General features: G+C 68.7%; 14 protein-coding genes and 1 riboswitch. Of the genes, 3 read left to right on the forward strand and 11 right to left on the reverse strand.

Annotated features, from left to right (window positions below; genetic code table 11):
• Positions 1-11: 11 nt before the first annotated feature.
• From gcvP to ACQY4O_RS10885, 8 genes are all read right to left on the reverse strand, one after another.
• Positions 12-2,948 carry an aminomethyl-transferring glycine dehydrogenase gene (gcvP, locus tag ACQY4O_RS10850; RefSeq protein WP_428376390.1) on the reverse strand — a complete coding sequence of 979 codons (2,937 nt, stop codon included), beginning with the start codon at positions 2,946-2,948 and terminating at the stop codon, positions 12-14.
• A complete protein-coding gene (gcvT, locus tag ACQY4O_RS10855) occupies positions 2,945-4,111 on the reverse strand; it encodes a glycine cleavage system aminomethyltransferase GcvT (protein WP_428376391.1) in 1,167 nt (388 codons plus the stop codon). The genes gcvP and gcvT overlap by 4 nt, the downstream gene beginning before the upstream one ends.
• 112 nt (positions 4,112-4,223) lie before the next feature.
• Positions 4,224-4,311: riboswitch (glycine riboswitch) on the reverse strand.
• Positions 4,312-4,376: 65 nt separating this feature from the next.
• Complete coding sequence (locus ACQY4O_RS10860; RefSeq protein WP_428376392.1) at positions 4,377-5,261, reverse strand: class I SAM-dependent methyltransferase; 885 nt, start codon at positions 5,259-5,261, stop codon at positions 4,377-4,379.
• Positions 5,262-5,476: 215 nt separating this feature from the next.
• Positions 5,477-8,233, reverse strand: coding sequence for a hypothetical protein (locus ACQY4O_RS10865; protein WP_428376393.1), 2,757 nt, complete (start codon positions 8,231-8,233; stop codon positions 5,477-5,479).
• Between the two features lie 606 nt (positions 8,234-8,839).
• Positions 8,840-9,463 carry a YdcF family protein gene (locus ACQY4O_RS10870; RefSeq protein WP_428376394.1) on the reverse strand — a complete coding sequence of 208 codons (624 nt, stop codon included), beginning with the start codon at positions 9,461-9,463 and terminating at the stop codon, positions 8,840-8,842.
• Between the two features lies 1 nt (position 9,464).
• Entirely contained in the window at positions 9,465-10,727 is a 1,263-nt protein-coding gene (locus ACQY4O_RS10875; protein ID WP_428376395.1) for a class I SAM-dependent methyltransferase, read from the reverse strand.
• A 7-nt stretch (positions 10,728-10,734) separates the two neighbouring features.
• Positions 10,735-11,478 carry a glycine betaine ABC transporter substrate-binding protein gene (locus tag ACQY4O_RS10880; protein ID WP_428376396.1) on the reverse strand — a complete coding sequence of 248 codons (744 nt, stop codon included), beginning with the start codon at positions 11,476-11,478 and terminating at the stop codon, positions 10,735-10,737.
• Between the two features lie 149 nt (positions 11,479-11,627).
• Positions 11,628-12,176 (reverse strand): TetR family transcriptional regulator, encoded by a 549-nt coding sequence (locus tag ACQY4O_RS10885; protein ID WP_428376397.1) that lies wholly within the window; start codon positions 12,174-12,176, stop codon positions 11,628-11,630.
• Positions 12,177-12,245: 69 nt separating this feature from the next.
• On the opposite strand from ACQY4O_RS10885, the gene ACQY4O_RS10890 reads away from it, so the two are divergent.
• Positions 12,246-12,653: a hypothetical protein gene (locus ACQY4O_RS10890; protein ID WP_428376398.1), complete on the forward strand. Its 408-nt coding sequence runs from the start codon at positions 12,246-12,248 to the stop codon at positions 12,651-12,653.
• 7 nt (positions 12,654-12,660) lie between these two features.
• On the opposite strand, the gene ACQY4O_RS10895 is transcribed toward ACQY4O_RS10890, so the two are convergent.
• The gene (locus tag ACQY4O_RS10895) at positions 12,661-13,542 is read right to left on the reverse strand and encodes an acyl-ACP desaturase (protein ID WP_428376399.1); all 882 of its coding nucleotides are present in this window, start codon (positions 13,540-13,542) and stop codon (positions 12,661-12,663) included.
• Between the two features lie 337 nt (positions 13,543-13,879).
• On the opposite strand from ACQY4O_RS10895, the gene sucC reads away from it, so the two are divergent.
• Together sucC and sucD are read left to right on the forward strand one after the other, a co-directional pair.
• Positions 13,880-15,112 (forward strand): ADP-forming succinate--CoA ligase subunit beta, encoded by a 1,233-nt coding sequence (sucC, locus tag ACQY4O_RS10900; RefSeq protein WP_428376400.1) that lies wholly within the window; start codon positions 13,880-13,882, stop codon positions 15,110-15,112.
• Positions 15,112-15,987, forward strand: a complete 876-nt coding sequence (gene sucD, locus ACQY4O_RS10905) for a succinate--CoA ligase subunit alpha (protein WP_428376401.1) — start codon at positions 15,112-15,114, stop codon at positions 15,985-15,987. Before sucC ends, sucD begins: the two co-directional genes overlap by 1 nt.
• A 56-nt stretch (positions 15,988-16,043) precedes the next feature.
• On the opposite strand, the gene ACQY4O_RS10910 is transcribed toward sucD, so the two are convergent.
• Positions 16,044-16,352, reverse strand: a complete 309-nt coding sequence (locus ACQY4O_RS10910; RefSeq protein WP_428376402.1) for a HigA family addiction module antitoxin — start codon at positions 16,350-16,352, stop codon at positions 16,044-16,046.
• A gap of 256 nt (positions 16,353-16,608) precedes the next feature.
• Complete coding sequence (locus ACQY4O_RS10915; protein WP_428376403.1) at positions 16,609-16,890, reverse strand: type II toxin-antitoxin system RelE/ParE family toxin; 282 nt, start codon at positions 16,888-16,890, stop codon at positions 16,609-16,611.
• Positions 16,891-16,907 lie beyond the last annotated feature (17 nt).

A 16,907-nucleotide genomic window follows, 5' to 3' on the forward strand; every position in this document is an offset into this window, starting at 1 on the left:
AGTTGCGGCGCTCAGTCGGCCGCCTCCGACAGTTCCTCGACCGGCGGGCAGGAGCAGATCAGGTTGCGGTCGCCGTAGCTGTTGTCGAGGCGGCCCACCGGGGGGAAATACTTGTCTGTCCGGCGCGCGCCGGCCGGGAAGCAACCCTCCTCGCGCGAGTAGGCGCGGTGCCAGTCAGCCGCCAGCAAATCGGCGACCGTGTGCGGCGCATGACGCAGTGCGCTGTCGGAAGCCGTGACCCGGCCCTGCTCGATGCAGCGGATTTCCGCGCGGATCGAGATCATCGCATCGCAGAACCGGTCCAGCTCCGCCTGGTTCTCGCTCTCGGTCGGCTCGATCATGAAGGTGCCGGCGACCGGGAAGCTCACCGTCGGCGCATGGAAGCCGTGATCGACCAGGCGCTTGGCGATGTCGTCGACCGTGATGCCGGTGGCGTCGCGGAGCGGCCGCAGGTCGATGATGCACTCGTGCGCGACGCGCAAGCGGGCGCCGCGATACAGCACCGGGTAGTGCGCGGCCAGCCGGCTCGCGATGTAGTTCGAGTTCAGGATCGCGATCTCGCTGGCCCGTCGCATCCCCTCGCCGCCCATCAGCAGGATGTAGGCATACGAGATCGGCAGGATCGAGGCCGATCCGTATGGCGCCGCCGACACCGCATGGCTGTCGAAGGCTTCGCTGTGCTGCGGCAGGAACGGCGCCAGATGCGCACCGACGCCGATCGGCCCCATGCCGGGGCCGCCGCCGCCGTGCGGAATGCAGAATGTCTTGTGCAGGTTGAAATGGCTGACATCGGCGCCGTAATGACCCGGGCGGCACAGCCCGACCTGGGCGTTGAGGTTGGCGCCGTCGAGATAGACCTGGCCGCCCGCTTCGTGCACCACCGCACAGATCTCGCGCACGCTCTCCTCGAACACGCCGTGCGTCGAGGGATAGGTGATCATGATCGCCGCCAGCCGCCCGGCGTGCCTGCCGATCTTGGCGTGCAGGTCGGCAACGTCGACATTGCCGCTGGCATCGCAGCCGACCACGACCACCTGCATGCCGACCATCTGCGCGCTGGCCGGATTGGTGCCGTGCGCCGAGGCCGGGATCAGGCAGATGTCGCGATGCGCCTCGCCGCGGCTGCGATGGTAGCCACGGATTGCCAGCAGCCCGGCATATTCGCCCTGCGCCCCTGAATTGGGTTGCAGCGAGACCGCGTCGTAGCCGCTGATCTCGCAGAGCGACGCCTGCAACTCGGCGAACAGCCGCGCATAGCCACGCGCCTGGTCGGCGGGCGCGAACGGATGCATGTCGCAGAACCCGGGCCAGGTGATCGGCATCATCTCGACGGTGGCGTTCAGCTTCATCGTGCAGGAGCCGAGCGGGATCATCGTGCGGTCGAGTGCGAGGTCCTTGTCGGCCAGCCGGCGCAAATAGCGCAGCAGGTCGGTTTCCGAGCGATGCGCATGGAACACGGCTTGATCCATGAGGCGGCCCACCCGGCGCAGCTCGTGCGGGATCCCGTCGGGGATCCCGCCCAGGCCGGCCTCGACGGCGGCAACCGCATCACCGTCGCCCGAGACCGCCTGCCAGACGGCGCGGACGGTCGCCTGCGTGCTGGTCTCGTCGAGGCTGATGCCGATCAGGCGGCACTTCTCGCCGACATGCCGGCGCAGGTTGAACCCTGCCGCCACCGCGCGCGCATGCACCGCGTCGACCCACCCTTCAGCCTCGATATCGCCGGCGTCGATGGTCAGCGTGTCGAAGAACGCCTCGTTGCGGACATCGACACCGAGCGCGCGCAAACCCGCCGCCATGATCTGCGTCAGCCGGTGCACCCGGCGGGCGATCGCGGTCAGGCCCTCCGGCCCGTGATAGACCGCATACATCGAGGCGATCACGGCGAGCAGCACCTGCGCGGTGCAGATGTTCGAGGTCGCCTTTTCGCGGCGGATATGCTGCTCGCGGGTCTGCAGCGCGAGCCGATACGCGGGCGCACCATGGCTGTCGATCGACACCCCGACCAGACGACCCGGCAGCGAGCGCTTGTGCGCATCGCGTACCGCCATGTAGGCGGCGTGCGGGCCGCCATAGCCCATCGGGACGCCGTAGCGCTGCATCGAGCCGATGGCGATGTCGGCGCCCAGCATGCCGGGCGGGGTCAGCAGGCAGAGGGCGAGCGGATCGGCGGCCATCGCCACCACCGCGCCGGCTGCCCGCAGGGCCGCGATCGCAGCGCGATGATCGCGCACCGCACCCGAGCTGCCCGGATAATGCAGCAGCGCCCCGAACACCGCGCCGGCGTCCAGGTCGGTTGCCGGATCGCCCACCACCAGCGCCCAGCCGAGCGGCTCGGCGCGCGTGCGCAGCACCGCCAGCGTCTGCTGATGAGTGTCGGCATCGACGAAGAAGGCGTTGGCGCGCACCTTGGACGCGCGCCGCGCCAGCGCCATCGCCTCGGCCGCCGCGGTGGCCTCGTCGAGCAGCGAGGCGTTGGCGACATCGAGGCCGGTGAGCTCGCAGACCAGGGTCTGGAAGTTCAGCAGCGCCTCCAGACGACCCTGGCTGATCTCCGGCTGGTACGGCGTGTAGGCGGTGTACCAGGCCGGGCTTTCGAGGATGTTGCGCTGGATCACCGGCGGCAGCACGGTGCCGTGATAGCCCTGCCCGATCAACGCGGTCAGCACCCGGTTCTCGCTCGCGATGGCGCGCAGGCGGTCCAGCACCTCGGTCTCGGTCAGGCCTGGCGCCGCGTCGGCCGCCAGCGGCTCCAGGATCGAGGCGGGGACGGTCTCGGCGATCAGGGTGCGCAGGTCGGGCGCGCGCACGACACGCAGCATGGCGGCCACCTCGTCGGCGTCGGGTCCGATATGCCGCCCCATGAAGGCATGGGCATCGGATCCGGTGCCGGCCCAAATATCCGCAGAGCCCCGAGGGTCAGCAGAAGCGGTCTCGATCGTGGTCATGCTGCTGTCCTTTTGGCGGAACGCCGGTAGCCGGGAGCGACGAAGGGAAGTGGCGCCACACGCACCGCCACCGGGCGCGAGCGCAGGTCGGCGACCAGCACGGTGCCGTCGGCAGCAAAGCGGGTGTCGACCATCGCCATCGCCATCGGCGCGTTCAGGCTGGGGCCGAAGGCGCCGGAGCTGACGATGCCGACGGGGACGCCGCTCAAGTCGGCGCTCGCGAACAGCCGGGTGCTCCCGCGCAGCGGCGCGCGGCCCTCCGGCAGCAGGCCGACCCGGCGCCGAGAGGCCCCCGCCGCGAGTTCGCCGAGCACCACGGCCGCCCCCGGAAAGCCGCCGGCGCGGGCGCCGCCGCTGCGACGGCTCTTCTGGATCGACCATTCGAGCGCCGCCTCGACCGGGCTGGTGGTAGCATCGAGGTCGGTGCCGTACAGGCACAGCCCGGCCTCGAGTCGCAGGCTGTCCCGCGCCCCGAGGCCGATCGGCAGCACGCCCGGCTGCGCCAGCAGGGCGCCCGCCACATGCGCCACGTCCGCCTCCGGGATGCCGAGTTCGTAGCCGTCCTCGCCGGTATAGCCGGAGCGCGAGACCACGCAGCCGACCCCTGCAACGTCGAGCGGCCGCACATCCATGAAATTCATCGACGCCGCGTCCGGCGCCAGCGCCGCGAGGGCCGCCTCGGCACCCGGACCCTGCAGGGCCACCAGCCCGCGCGCGAACAGCGGCTCGATGACGCACAGGTCCGACAGGTGCGCGCGCAGATGCAGCAGGTCGGCGTGCTTGCGCGCGGCATTGACCACCAGCAGCAGGTGGTCGCCGAGATTGGCCACCATCAGGTCGTCGAGGATCCCCGCGCGCGTGTCGGTGAAGACGGTATAGCGCTGGCGCCCCACGGCGACCGCCACGATATCCGCCGGCACCAGCCGCTCCAGCGCCAGCGCCGCGTCGCGCACCTGGCCGGAGCGCGGCCGGAGCCGGACCTGGCCCATGTGGGAGACGTCGAACAGCCCGGCCTTGGCGCGGGTATGCAGATGCTCGGTGAGGATGCCGGTCGGATACTGCAGCGGCATGTCGTAGCCGGCGAACCCCACCATGCGGGCGCCGAGTGCCACATGCAGCGCGTGCAGCGGGGTGCGGGCGGTGGAAATGCCAGGGTCGGCCATGGGGACACACCTCGCTCGCCGGCGGAGTGCCGGTTCGTTGGTGCCCCTTCTGTCGGTTGGCCTGAGATCGTTATCCCGTCGGCGGGCGCGCGAGACGCCACTCTCCAGAAGTTCGAGCCGGGCGGTCCTTTTGCCTGAGAGTTTCCGGGGCGGTTGCTCCTTCGGCGCCGGGTGTCACCGGTCTCTCCCGCGTCAGCCCCACCTCAATCGCGTCGCAGTGCACAAAAGTCAAGAATTTCCCCCCTCTTCAAGCAGCCGGTCTTCTTCAAGCACCGGGCTTCTGCAGCACCACCAGCACCTGCGGCAGGCGGGCCGGGTTGTCGAGGAACTCGACCAGCCGGAACAGGTGGCCCCAGTGCTTGACCACGTAGCCGCGCGGGATGATCGCCTCGCCATAGTGTGACAGCGGGTTGGGCCGGGCCGCCGAGGCCGCGTGCAGGAACTGGCCCGCCTCGTAGCGCGCATTCTCGTGCGCCTCGTCGGTGAAGGCATTGGCGCAGGCCTCGTACCAGCCATGCTCCAGCTTGATGCCCGACGCCCGGCGCAGCCGCATCTCGGCGCAGAAGGCGATGAAGCGCCGGCTCTGGGTGGTGACCATCAACAGGCCGCCCGGCCTGAGCAGGCGCGCGAACTCCTCCATCCAGCGGGTGGCGAGGAACTCGTCGAGATGGCTGAACACCGACCAGGAGACGATCATGTCGAGGCTGGCGGCCTGCAGGATCATCGGCGGCGCCACCTGGCAGGCGAGGAAGTTCACATCCGGGTTGCAGCGCCGCGCCTCGGTGAGGAAGCGCGAGGTGCTGTCGGCGCCGTACAGGTTGTCGGGATGGACGTCCTTCATGAACAGCCGCAGCATCCGGCCCCAGCCGCAGCCGAAATCCAGCATTGTGCGCGTCGGCTCGAGCGGGCGGCCGGCATAGCCGGCATAGGCCTTCACCTCGCGGAAGAAGGCATGCGCCTCGTGCAGCGAGACCTCGCCGCTATGGCCGTGCATGTCCCGCTGCATCTCCTCGGAGGGAAACAGCGGCATCGGCACGCCCTCGATGTCGGGGATGCGCAGGCTGCTGACCAGGATGTCGAGCCAATCCTGGTCGCTGCGGTCCTGGAACGTCCTGTGCAGCCTGTCCGCTGCGTGCTGAGCGGGCTGCACCTTGTGGCTCCTGGTTTGATACGAGAGCAACATGAAGCACGGTTTGCCCCGACAGGGCCAGCTTCGTCGCGGTCAGGGCAGCCTTGTCTCGATCAAGGTAGGACGTCCAGGATGCGAGACGCCGGTTCAGCCTTGATGCAACTCCGCCGTGGCGTTCGGGGAGCAAAAACTCCGGCGCGCCACGGCGGATGCATCGTCGCGGTGATCGTTCTGGGTCAGGCCGCCTGGGCCAGGGTGGTGTCGTGGTTGGCGGCGACCAGCGTGCCGGCGCTCGTGGTGGTCGGCAGCAGCGCCTGGACGCTGCCGTTGGCCTCCTTGGTGAAGTCGTAGGTGGCGGTCGCGGACGAACCGTCGAGGGTCAGGCTGAGCACGTGCGCGCCGGCGGCAACGTCCGCGATATGCATGCTGAATGCGCCGTCCGCCATGCCGTCATGCAGCGCACCGAGATACTTGCCATCCACGAACTCGCGCATGGTGTTGGCGCCGCCGGTGTCCTTGTCGCCGGTCATCAGCAGCTGGCCGCTATCCTCGGTCAGGTTGCTGATGGTCAGGCCGCCTGCCACCGGGGCCGTGCTGGCGGATGCCACCGGGGTGCCGCTGCTGGCGGAGCCGCCCGCGGACGTACCCCCCGCCGTGCCGGTGGCGACCGTGCCCAGGGTGGTGCTGCCGGTGGCCGTGGTGATGAAGCTCATGCTGGCGGTCAGGTTCGACTGGTCGAGCGTCAGCTCGAGCGTGTGGGTTCCGGCTCCGGTCGGCGCCGCCACCGTGTAGGTGAACGAGCCGTCCGGCGCGTTGTCCGTGATCACGCCCTTGTAGCTGCCATCGACGAACTCGCGCACCGTCGAGGCCTCGCCGATGTCGCGGGTGCCAACGATGACGAGGTCGCCCTTCACCTCGGTGACGGAGGAAATCGAGAACAGGCTCGCGGGCACGCTCGTCACCGGGCCGGTCGCGACCGGGTCGGTGATGGTCACGGCCCCGGAGGTCGCGGTCACCACCGGGCTGGTCAGGCTGCTGGCGACCTGCACGACGTCGCCGCTGCTGGCGAGATGCAGCGAGACGGTGCCGGTGCCGTTGGTGAGCTTGACCGCCTGGTAGCCACTCTCGACCGTGCCCGACTTGGTCAGCACCTCGGCATAGACTGTGGTGAGGTTGGTCGCGGTGATGGTCTCGCTGGCGGTGACGCCGGCCCCCTTGCTCGCCTCCTGCACGCTGCCCGGAGCGGACACCGCGATGGTGGGCTTCGGCGCTGTCGTGGTGGCTGTGCCGCCGATGGTGAAGCTCTTGCTGGCGGTGAGGCTCGACTGGTCCAGCGTCAACTCCAGCGTGTAGGTGCCTGCCGCTGTCGGCGCCGCGAGGTCGTAGGTGAACGAGCCGTCGGGTTCGTTGTCCTGGATCACGCCCTTGTACGAGCCGTTGATGAAATCGCGCACCGTCGAGGCTGCGCCGATGTCGCGGGTGCCGGTCACCACCAGCGTGTTGTTCACGTCGGTGATCGACGTGATCGAGTAGGCCGTGCCGGCAGGCGGCGTCGGTGTCGCCGGCCCGGTGACCGGCGGCGTGACCACCGGGGTCGTAGGCACCGGGGTCTTCGCGGCCGCATCGGTGATGGTGACGGCGGACGATTTCGTCGTCACCGCGGGGGAGCCCGTCTTGTCGACGACCTCGACATAATCACCGGTCTTTGCAAGGTGCAGGGAGACGGTGCCGGTGCCGGTGCTGCCGATCGTGACCGCCTGGAACCCGGTCTCGACGCTGCCCGACGCTGTCAGCACCTCGGCATAGACGGTGCTCAATCCGGTCGCCTTGATCGTCTCGGTGACGGTGACGCCGGCGCCGACGCTGGCTTCCTGGACGGAGCCCGGCGCCGAGACGGTGATGCTGGCCGGCGTGCTGGTCGCGTCGGTGATGGTGATGGCGCTCGAGTAGCCGTTCACCGGCGCGTCGCCCGAGGTGTTGCTGGGAACGACCAGGAAGTCGCCGCTGTGCTCGAAGGTCACGTTCACCGTCGCGGTGCCGGCGCTGTTCAGCTGCACGGCGATCCAGTTCTCCTCCGCTACGTAGGTCGAGGTGAAGGTCGCCTCATAGACGGTGGCGTTCGGCGTGCCGGTGATGGTTTCGGCCACGGTGACGCCGGCACCGGGCGAGGCTTCCTTCACGGTACCGGGGGCGGAGACCGTGATCGGCGTCGTGTCGGTGACGGTGCCGGTGCCGGTGCTCGGGCTGGGGCTGGAGGGTGCCGGCGCGCTCGACGCCACGGTGCCGGCGATGCCGCCACGTGCGATCTGTGCCGCCATCACGGTGGCGGCGCCGCCATCGGTCGAAAGGTCGGCGGACGAGGTATATTGCGCCTCGGTGACATACATGCCGACCGGGCTGCTTTCGCTCTCGGCACCCATGCCCATCACCTGGTTGCTGCCGCCGTCGGCATAGTCCTTCGGCACGGTCGAGCCGGTGAGCTGATAGATCTCCTTGCCGTCGATATAGAAGGTGAGCGATCCCGCCTGCCAGTCCATCGAATAGACATTGAGCGCGGTGAGGTTGAGGCCGGTGATGTTGTGCGACGTGTAGCCGTCGTCGCTGCCTGCCGATGAATCGTAATAATGCAGCGTGGAGGCGGCAGAAGACGAATTGTCGAACGTCTCCAGCATGTCCATTTCGGTGATCAGGCCGGGGGCCGCGCTGTCCAGCCACTGATTGTCGGCGCGCCACAGCAGCAGGTAGTCACCGCCGGGCTGGTTCGCATATTCATAGCGCGCGGTGTAGCTGTAGAGCCCATAGCCTTCGCCGGCGCTGGCACCGGTCGGGTTCTGCATGATGCCCATCGGCGTGTAGTCGGTACCGACCGAGCCGAGCCACAGGCCGTTCGAGGACAGCGCGTGCTCGTCGCTGTCGCCCCACACATTGTTGAACGGCGTGCCCGAAAGCGAGTTGATGTCAGTGAAGTTGACATCGAAGGAACCGCCGCTCATCGGCAGGCTCCCGGCGCGAAGGCAGAACGGGGGACGCTGCTACCGGCCGGAAATACATCCGCGAGGCACTTATATGATACGGTAGCGTAACGAGTGGGGCTGGAGTTCGTCATGGCTGCAAATTCTCCCGAACGACAATCGATCTGGTCGTGATGTTGACTGGCTAAAAAAGACCGGAATTGCAGGCGTGCCGCGGGAACCTGTCTAAAATGACCGATAACCCATTGATACTGCAGGCCAACAGAGACTAAGCGGTTGTTTTTTAATAATATCCCGACTGGATGTCATAGAGCGATGCGACGTCCGGTCCGGTTGCCTTGCAAAAGTTCGTTCTGATGTCTCGTATGTTTGATATTCACATTTCCGATAACAGCGTCGGGGAGCACCACTAACGTCCTTATTCAGGAATGGCAACTGAATCCGTTCGGATGAATAACGAAAAAATATCGCAATCGTGCAGCCGCTCGCTCGTTGCTTGTTCGATCAAGTCGCGGCTTCCAAACTATACTGTAAAATACAGCATTTCCCCGAAAGCGTGACTGCTTCTCGGTTTGCTGGAATCGGATCACGCTGGACAGGCCCGGCGACCGCTTCGATGCAGTCTCGTTACGACTTCCGGCGCCAGCCGATCTCGACCAGCATCAGGATCGCATCCCACGGCAGCGCCGGCACCTCGCGCAGGCGCCAGTACCAGCGCTTGCCCAGGTGCCGGGCGGCGGGCCTCGGCGGCGGCAGCACCGCGCGGGCCGGTACTCCCGCAAGGCGCAGCAGCAGCAGGCACCGCGGCAGGTGGTAGGCACTCGTGGCGGCCAGCACCGGACCGCGGTGGCCAAGCCGACGCAGGAGCGCACGGCAGGCCAGCACGGAGGCGAGCGTGTCGCGCGCGGTCGGCTCGCACAGGATGCGGTCTTCCGGGACCCCGGCCGCCCGGAGCATCGTCGCCATCGCCCAGGCCTCGGACGGTCCAGCTTCTGACGGCCCAGCTTCGGACGGCCCAGCTTCGGACGGTTGCGGCAGCCCGACGCCGCCGGTCGGCAGGTAGAGCGCGTCGTGCAGGAAGCGACCGCACTCCAGCGCCGCCCGGACCCGACCGGCCAGGGTCGGACTGGGCGAGCCGTCCGGTCGCAGCCCCGCACCGAAAATGATGATCGCGGTCCGGCTGGGGCTGCCTGCCCCGGGAGAGACGGCGGCGGCACGGCTCGCCGCAGGATCCTTGCCGCCGTCTTGCACGTCAGGCCGGTGCTGCGAGCAGGACCCGGTTGAGCCGGATCAGGGGCACGATGGTCTCCCGCCACGCGGCCTCGATCCGCGCCGGCGCCAGGCCGCGTTCGCGCATCCCGGCCGCGATCGCCGCCACCGTGCGCTCGCCGTCGATCAGCCCCAGCAGGGCGCGCGCCTGCGGCGGCAGCGGCACCCGGACCGCGAGCTGGCCGAACAGGTGCGGCAGGCTGCCGTCGGGCCCGATCTGGCGGGCGATCTCCCCGGCCGGAACCTCGCGCGCCACCGGCACCGCATCCGGCGCCAGCGGATCCGGCTCCGGCGGATGCGCGCCGGGGCGCCGCACGTAGGCGATGTGGGTGTTCATGTTGCCCAGCAGGCCCTCGGCCACCGCGGCGCGATCGAGCAGCGGCATCGCCTCGAGCCGGGCCCGCAGCCGCGGATCGGGCAGCAGCAGCGACGGCTCGTAGCGCGCGGGCTCCAGCAGGCAGCCGATCGACAGCCCCGCCTCCGCCACCAGCGCGCGCAGCGCCGGCACGTCATAGGCCCGGTCGCGCGGGTTCAGCAGCAGGTCGTAGAGCCCGGCATCGCCGCCGCTCAGATGGTCGGCGAAATTCCTGTTGGCATGCAGCCAGGCGGACCGTGGCAGGTGGCGCAGCACCCGGCGCGCGACGTCGAGCCGCAGCGCCGGCGGCGCATCGCCCGGGGCCAGCAGCGCCAGCGCATCCTGCAGCATGTACACCCCGGTGCGGCCGTGCGGCGCGTACAGCATCAGGCCGATGCCGCCGCCTTTGGCCAGCAGGCCGGCGAGGTCGCGCAAGGTGCGCGCCGGCTCCGGCAGGTGATGCAGCACGCCGCAGCAATCGATGTAGTCGAACGGCCCGAGGCCGAGACCGGCCACCTGCAGCAGGCTCGCCTCGCGAAAGTCGATATTCGGCAGCCCGCGCGCCTCGGCCCGTGCGCGCGCGATCTCCAGGGCGGCGCGCGAGCGGTCCAGGCACAGCACATGGCCGGGGCGCCCGGCCTGCACCATCTGCTGCGCCAGCATGATGGCACCGTCCCCGGTGCCGCACCCGGCGACCAGCGCGCGCAGCGGTCGCGCGCGCGACCGCTGCGCGCCGAACACCCAGTGGTCGATCTCGCGCAGATGGCTCGGGCTGCCGACGATCAGCCGGCGGTGCTCGTCGCGCGGATCGCGGGCGGGATAGGGGTAGGCCTCGTACTGCGCCGCCAGCTCGCGGTCGGCGGCGTCGGCGCCTGCAGCCTGCTCAGGCACCCCACTCTCAAGCACGCGGCGACAGCCGGCCACGCTGCCAGGCCTCGGCGGCCGCCTGGGCGCTCATGCCGCCGGTGCGCATCGCATGCGCCAGCGCGCTCACCACCTTGTTGCCCAGGGTCAGCTCGTCGAGTTCGTCGATCAGGTCGCCATCGAGGGTCGGGCGCAGGGCGCGGCGCAGCAGCAGCCGCGCCTCCTGCTCGCCGCCGAGGGCCAGCTTCGGGTCGGCCAGCGGGCGCAGGCGCATGGCATGCAGCAGCCCGTGCGGCTGCGACAGCGGCACGATGCGGGACGCATCGCCGGCCTCCGCCCATGCCAGCGCCATCGCTCCATCCACCCGTTCAACGACGTAGCCGGCGGCCTGCAACCCGTAGGCGGTAAGCGCCGCCTCCGACAGGCAAGCCAGCGGGCTCGCCGCATCCACCACGATACGCCGGTCGAGCGCCGAGCTCGCGGCGAGGTCCCCGATGGCGGCCGGCGCCGCGCCGATCACGCACCAGACGAAACGCGGACGGTACAGCAGGCCGAGCGGCTGCATGCGGCCGGATGCCAGCAGCGCCGCATCGGTGGCGGGCAGCCAGGCGGTGGCGAGCAGGTCGAAGGCGTCCGCGTCGAGCAGTGCCGGCAGCGCGGCAAGTGCCGCCGGCACATACTCGACCTCGAGGTCATGCGCCTCGAGCACGCGCGCTACCGCGGCGGCGCTGGCCTCGTGCAGCAGAATGTCCGGATAGCCCAGCCTGATCGTGTCCATTGCGTTCCTGCCGCCCAAGCGGCGGTTCCAGCAGGTGCGGCCCCGGTTCGCAAGAGCACCCGGTTCGCAGGAGCATGGCGGGGCTTCGCGAGCGCGTCCTCAGGCCAGGGCCTGGGCGAGCAACGCGAGCCCGGCGCCGGACACTCCTTTCAGCAGCGATCGAGTAGCGCCGGCAGGAGACGCCTCGCTTGCCTCGTGAAACCCGGCTGCGCCAACTCCAGGATCGTGATCCCCTCCATGATCGAGAGCACCGCCGCGGCCTTCGCATCGTTGTCCGGCGCAGGGTGCAACCGGCTAACGATCCACTCCAGCCAAGCATTGACGGTCTTGTCGGCGATCTCGCAGTACGGCGCCTCGCCACGGGCCGCCCGTACGATCACGTCCGTCCAGACCCGCATGAACGGCGCCGTGGCCGGATCGATACCGGCCTGCATCATGTCCCCGAGAAACTCGCCCGCAGTCTGCCGCGCCCCCGAAGCGGCCGCGCCCTGCAGCACAGCCATCTGCTCGGAGATCCGCATGAGCACCGCGCGCACCAAGGCATCCTTGGTTCCGAAATGGTAGAGCAGCATGCGCCCGCTGGTGGACAGGCGTGCCGCAAGCCCACGGAGGGCGAGCGCGTCCAGGCCGTCCTCGAGCACGATCAAAGCGATCGCTTCGACCAACTCGACGCGCCGGGCAGTTTCGTTCGGCGCCATGGCGCTTTCCTGTAGCAGGTGTTACGTCACCCTGCTATGTAACGGGTGTTACGGGAAAGGACGGCTGCCATGCTCGATAGACGACAGTTGGTGATCCTGTGCATTTCCGGCGCCATGTTCTGGCTTGCCGACGTGGCCTGGATCCGATTGCTGCCATTCTTTGTCGTCGACCCGGTCGGGGGCGATATCGGTTTCCTGCTCAGCGTTCCCGTCGCCTGGATCTGCGTGCGTCTCTGCCAGTGTCTGGCCGGCCTCGACGATGCGCAGATCGTCCCCGGCATCACCTTCCTGGTGGTCGTGGCGGCCTTGTTGCACGCCTTGGCGCTCCGCTGGGCTCCAGCCTGCTACGGCGAAGACCGCGCTGGTCGCCTCGGCAGCGCGTGGCTGCTCTGGATCTACGGCCTGATCCTCGGCTCCGCGCTGCTCGCGGCGCGCAGGGCGGCGCGGACGCGGCCGGTTCGCCCTCCCGCTACCTGACCCGCGTCTACTCAGCGGCGGCCTGCAGCGCGGCGCGGCGCGCCCGGCCATAGCGCGCGGCCGGCCGGCCGCGTCCGATCGTTGTCTCGAACTTGCGCCGGCGGCGCTGCATCAGCCCGAATGCCACCCGCGCGGCACCCCGACAGACGCGTCCGTGCGGCTTGAAGCCGATCGTCTTGAAGATCATGGCGACCGCACGGTCGAGATGGCGCTCCCGGTAGAAGCCCATCGCGCGCGCCATGTAGGCGGCGATGCACCGCTCATGGTCATAGGGCATGCCGGCCGGCTCGTTGGTGGTGTGGTAGGCGAAGGCGAGCTCGTCATCCTCGGTCTCGGTGACCCGGCCGAGCGCGATCCGGGTGCGCCGCCAGACGCCGATCCGCTCGCGCTTCAGGTAGCGGTGCATGTGGTCGTAAAACAGCTTGAAGTGCCGGTACTCGTCGGCGGCGATCTGCCTGCAGATGGCGTTGAGAACCGGCTCGGCGGTGGCATCGGCGAGCGCGGTATAGAACGACGAGGTGCCGGTCTCGACCATGCAGCGCGCGATCAGCTCGCCGGTGCGGGATCCTCGAACCGAGGCGTCCACCTCGAGCGGGATATGATAGGAGCGGCGGTAGCGCGCGAACGCCGCCGGGTAGTCCCAGGACGGGTCAGCCAGCATGGCCCAGCGGCCGAGCGCATCGCCGTGCTGCACCTCCTCGACGGCCCAGTTGTCGCTGGCCTGCCGGAACGCCGCGTCGTCGGTGAACACGTTGTTGAGGTACCGTGCGTAGTCGGTGCCGTTGCGCTCGACCACCGAGGCCGCCTTGACCAGCAGCAGCACGTCCGGATCGACCAGGCCGGGGTCGAAGCGGTCCCAGGCCAGCTCGTCGATGCGCCAATGCTTCATTGCCCAGGGCCTCTGCGAATGTCAGGTCGCGCCACGCCGCGCCTTGCTCAAGACCTGCAAAATGGCATCGGTTGCAGGACCCGCAAAGTGCGGGCGGTCGCGCTGTGGCGCAACGGCAACAGATCGTGTTGTGCCTCGCTCAGGTGACTTGTGCTCCCAGGGATGCAATCATCGGCGCGCTTTGCGGTCGGGCCCTGGCGTGACCGCCGGTTTCGATCGTGCCGACCGGCAGCCGGGCAACCGGCCGCCGGGCGCTGCCTCGCGACCGCATCGCGCAGGCAGGACCCCACACACTCCGGCCCGATCATGCGGCCAAGCGGAAGGAGCCCCTGCTGCGATGAACATCCACGAGTACCAGGCCAAGACCCTGCTGAAGGGTTTCGGCATGCCAGTGCTGGAGGGGCGGGTCGCGCGCTCTCCCGAGGAGGCGCTGATCGCCGCCCGCACCCTCGCGGGGCCGGTGATCGTGGTGAAGTCGCAGATCCATGCCGGCGGCCGCGGCGCCGGGCGCTTCAAGGAGGACCCGAACGGCAAGGGCGGCGTGCGCCTGGTGAAGTCGCCGGACGAGGCCGAAGAGGCCGCGCGCGCGATGCTCAACAGCACGCTGGTGACCAAGCAGACCGGCCCGGCCGGGCGCGTCGTGCATCGGCTCTACATAGAGGATGGCTGCGACATTGCGCGCGAGCTCTACCTCTCGCTGCTGGTGGACCGCTCCACCGGCCGGGTCACCATCGTCGCCTCCGAGGAGGGCGGCATGGAGATCGAGGAGGTGGCGGCGCACAGCCCCGAGAAGATCATCAGCCAGAGCATCGACCCCGCCACCGGCTTCTCCGGCTATGTCGGGCGCAAGGTGGCACAGCAGCTCGGGCTCGCCGGCAAGACGGCGGCCGCCTTCACCCGCGTGGTGCAGGCCGCCTACGACGCCTTCATCAAGCTCGACTGCGCCATCATCGAGATCAACCCGCTGGTGGTGACCGGCGCCGGCACGCTGGTGGCGCTCGATGCCAAGGTGAGTTTCGACGACAACGCGCTGTTCCGGCATCCGGAGCTCGAGGAGCTGCGCGACGAGGGCGAGGAGGACCCGAAGGAGCTGGAGGCCGCCCGGCACGGGCTGAGCTACATCGCCCTCGACGGCAATATCGGCTGCATGGTGAACGGCGCCGGTCTGGCGATGGCGACCATGGACATCATCAAGCTGGAGGGCGCCGAGCCCGCCAACTTCCTGGACGTCGGCGGCGGTGCCACCAAGGAGCGCGTGGTCGCGGCCTTCAAGATCCTGTTGTCCGATCCGAACGTCGAGGGGCTGCTGGTCAACATCTTCGGCGGCATCATGCGTTGCGACATCATCGCGCAGGCGGTGATCGAGGCCTCGCGCGAGGTGAAGCTGCACGTGCCGCTGGTGGTGCGCCTGGAAGGCACCAATGTCGAGCTCGGCCAGAAGCTGATCGACGAGAGCGGGCTGCCGATCATCAACGCCGACGACCTCTCGGACGCAGCACGCAAGATCGTCGCCGCGGTCAAATCCCAGTCTTCCAAGGATGGTTCCAGCAAAAAGGGAGCGCGCGCGTAATGGCGATCCTCATCGACGCTGAGACGCGCGTCATCACCCAGGGCTTCACCGGAGCCCAGGGCACCTTCCATGCGGAGCAGGCGATCGCCTACGGCACCAAGATGGTCGGCGGCACCACTCCTGGAAAGGGTGGTCAAACGCATCTCGGGCTGCCGGTGTTCGACACCGTGATCGAGGCGCGCGAGCACACCGGCGCCACCGCCTCGGTGATCTACGTGCCGCCGCCGTTCGCGGCCGACGCGATCCTGGAGGCGATCGACGCCGAGATGCCGCTGATCGTCTGCATCACCGAGGGCATCCCGGTGCTCGACATGATCCGCGTGCGCGGCGCGCTGCGGCACTCGAAGAGCCTGCTGGTCGGGCCGAACTGCCCGGGCGTGATCACGCCGGATGCCTGCAAGATCGGCATCATGCCGGGCCATATCCACAGGCGCGGCAAGGTCGGCATCGTGTCGCGCTCCGGCACCCTGACCTACGAGGCGGTGGCGCAGACCACGGCGGTCGGGCTGGGCCAGTCCACCTGCGTCGGCATCGGCGGCGATCCGGTGAAGGGGCTCGACTTCATCGAGGTGCTGGAGATGTTCCTGGCCGACCCCGAGACGAGCGCGATCGTGATGATCGGCGAGATCGGCGGCGCGTCCGAGATCGACGCGGCGAGCTTCCTCCGCGACAACAAGGTCAAGAAGCCCACCATCGGCTTCATCGCCGGTGCCACCGCCCCGCCGGGACGCCGCATGGGCCATGCGGGTGCGGTGATCACCGGCGGCAACGACACCGCGGCGGCCAAGATCGAGGCGCTGGAGCGTGCCGGCGTGCGAGTGGCGCCGTCGCCTGCGGTGCTGGGTCCGACCCTGCTGGAAGCGATCCGCGGCTGATCTGGCGGAAGGCCTCGCCTGGAGACGGGCGAGGCCTCAAGCGTCCAGGCCATCGATCAGGCGGCAATTCCGGGCTGTGACAATCGCGGCCGAATATCCATCTCGATCGCGTTGCCGGTCTCGGCCAGTGCCTTGGACAGATCGTGACTGGTCTGCAGGTTAAGCCAGAAGCCCGGCGTCGTGCCAAAATAGCGTGCCAGCCGGAGGGCTGTGTCTGCGGACACACTCCGTTCCTCGTTCACGATGGCGGAGATGCGCGTCCCCGGGACCCGCAAGGCAAGCGCAAGAGCGTTGGCGCTCATCTCCAACGGAACGAGATACTCCTCGCGGAGCACCTCACCAGGATGGGTCGCGATGGGTGGCATGTCTCTCTCCTTGACCTCAAACGAGGCGTTATGATCTGCCTGGTGTCGTCTATGCTCGTCAGCTCTGGTCCAGCAGGTTGCTGAAAAGCCAAGTCGCGCGCTTAGAAAATGCGACGAAGTGGAGGCCAGGGGCGCTGCCCCTGGACCCCGGCAAAGGCACGCCTTTGCAATCCTTCACTTTACAGAAAAGGGGTTTGGGGCCGTCGGCCCCAACGGGTCCAGGGCGGAGCCCTGGCCTGCCTTCTTCAGCAGTCTGCTAGTGATAATCAGTGATCTCCACCTCGGTTGGTCCAGCGCTCGTCCAGACAAAGCAGATCCGGAACTGATCGTTGATCCGGATGCTGTGCTGGCCCTGGCAATTGCCTTTCAGTGCTTCCAACCTGTTCCCGGGCGCCCTTCGTAAGTCGAACAGCTCGACGGCAGCATCCAGCATGTTCAGTTTGCGGAAAGCGACCGTGGCGATGTTGCCATGCTCCCGGCTCGTCCCGGTCTGCAACACTTCCCCGGTAACCCGGTCACGAAAGGACTGGATCGACACGCCTCACACTATGTCGT

Source organism: Lichenicoccus sp. (assembly GCF_965277665.1).
Classification (GTDB): Bacteria; Pseudomonadota; Alphaproteobacteria; order Acetobacterales; family Acetobacteraceae; genus Lichenicoccus.

Excerpts from the sequence above, each read along its gene's own strand:
- ACQY4O_RS10890 (WP_428376398.1), top strand. The coding sequence starts at position 12,246 with ATGCTCGATAGACGACAGTTGGTGATCCTGTGCATTTCCGGCGCCATG.
- ACQY4O_RS10885 (WP_428376397.1), bottom strand. The coding sequence starts at position 12,176 with ATGGCGCCGAACGAAACTGCCCGGCGCGTCGAGTTGGTCGAAGCGATC.
- ACQY4O_RS10880 (WP_428376396.1), bottom strand. The coding sequence starts at position 11,478 with ATGGACACGATCAGGCTGGGCTATCCGGACATTCTGCTGCACGAGGCC.
- ACQY4O_RS10865 (WP_428376393.1), bottom strand. The coding sequence starts at position 8,233 with ATGAGCGGCGGTTCCTTCGATGTCAACTTCACTGACATCAACTCGCTT.
- ACQY4O_RS10895 (WP_428376399.1), bottom strand. The coding sequence starts at position 13,542 with ATGAAGCATTGGCGCATCGACGAGCTGGCCTGGGACCGCTTCGACCCC.
- gcvT (WP_428376391.1), bottom strand. The coding sequence starts at position 4,111 with ATGGCCGACCCTGGCATTTCCACCGCCCGCACCCCGCTGCACGCGCTG.
- gcvP (WP_428376390.1), bottom strand. The coding sequence starts at position 2,948 with ATGACCACGATCGAGACCGCTTCTGCTGACCCTCGGGGCTCTGCGGAT.
- ACQY4O_RS10910 (WP_428376402.1), bottom strand. The coding sequence starts at position 16,352 with ATGCCACCCATCGCGACCCATCCTGGTGAGGTGCTCCGCGAGGAGTAT.
- sucD (WP_428376401.1), top strand. The coding sequence starts at position 15,112 with ATGGCGATCCTCATCGACGCTGAGACGCGCGTCATCACCCAGGGCTTC.
- sucC (WP_428376400.1), top strand. The coding sequence starts at position 13,880 with ATGAACATCCACGAGTACCAGGCCAAGACCCTGCTGAAGGGTTTCGGC.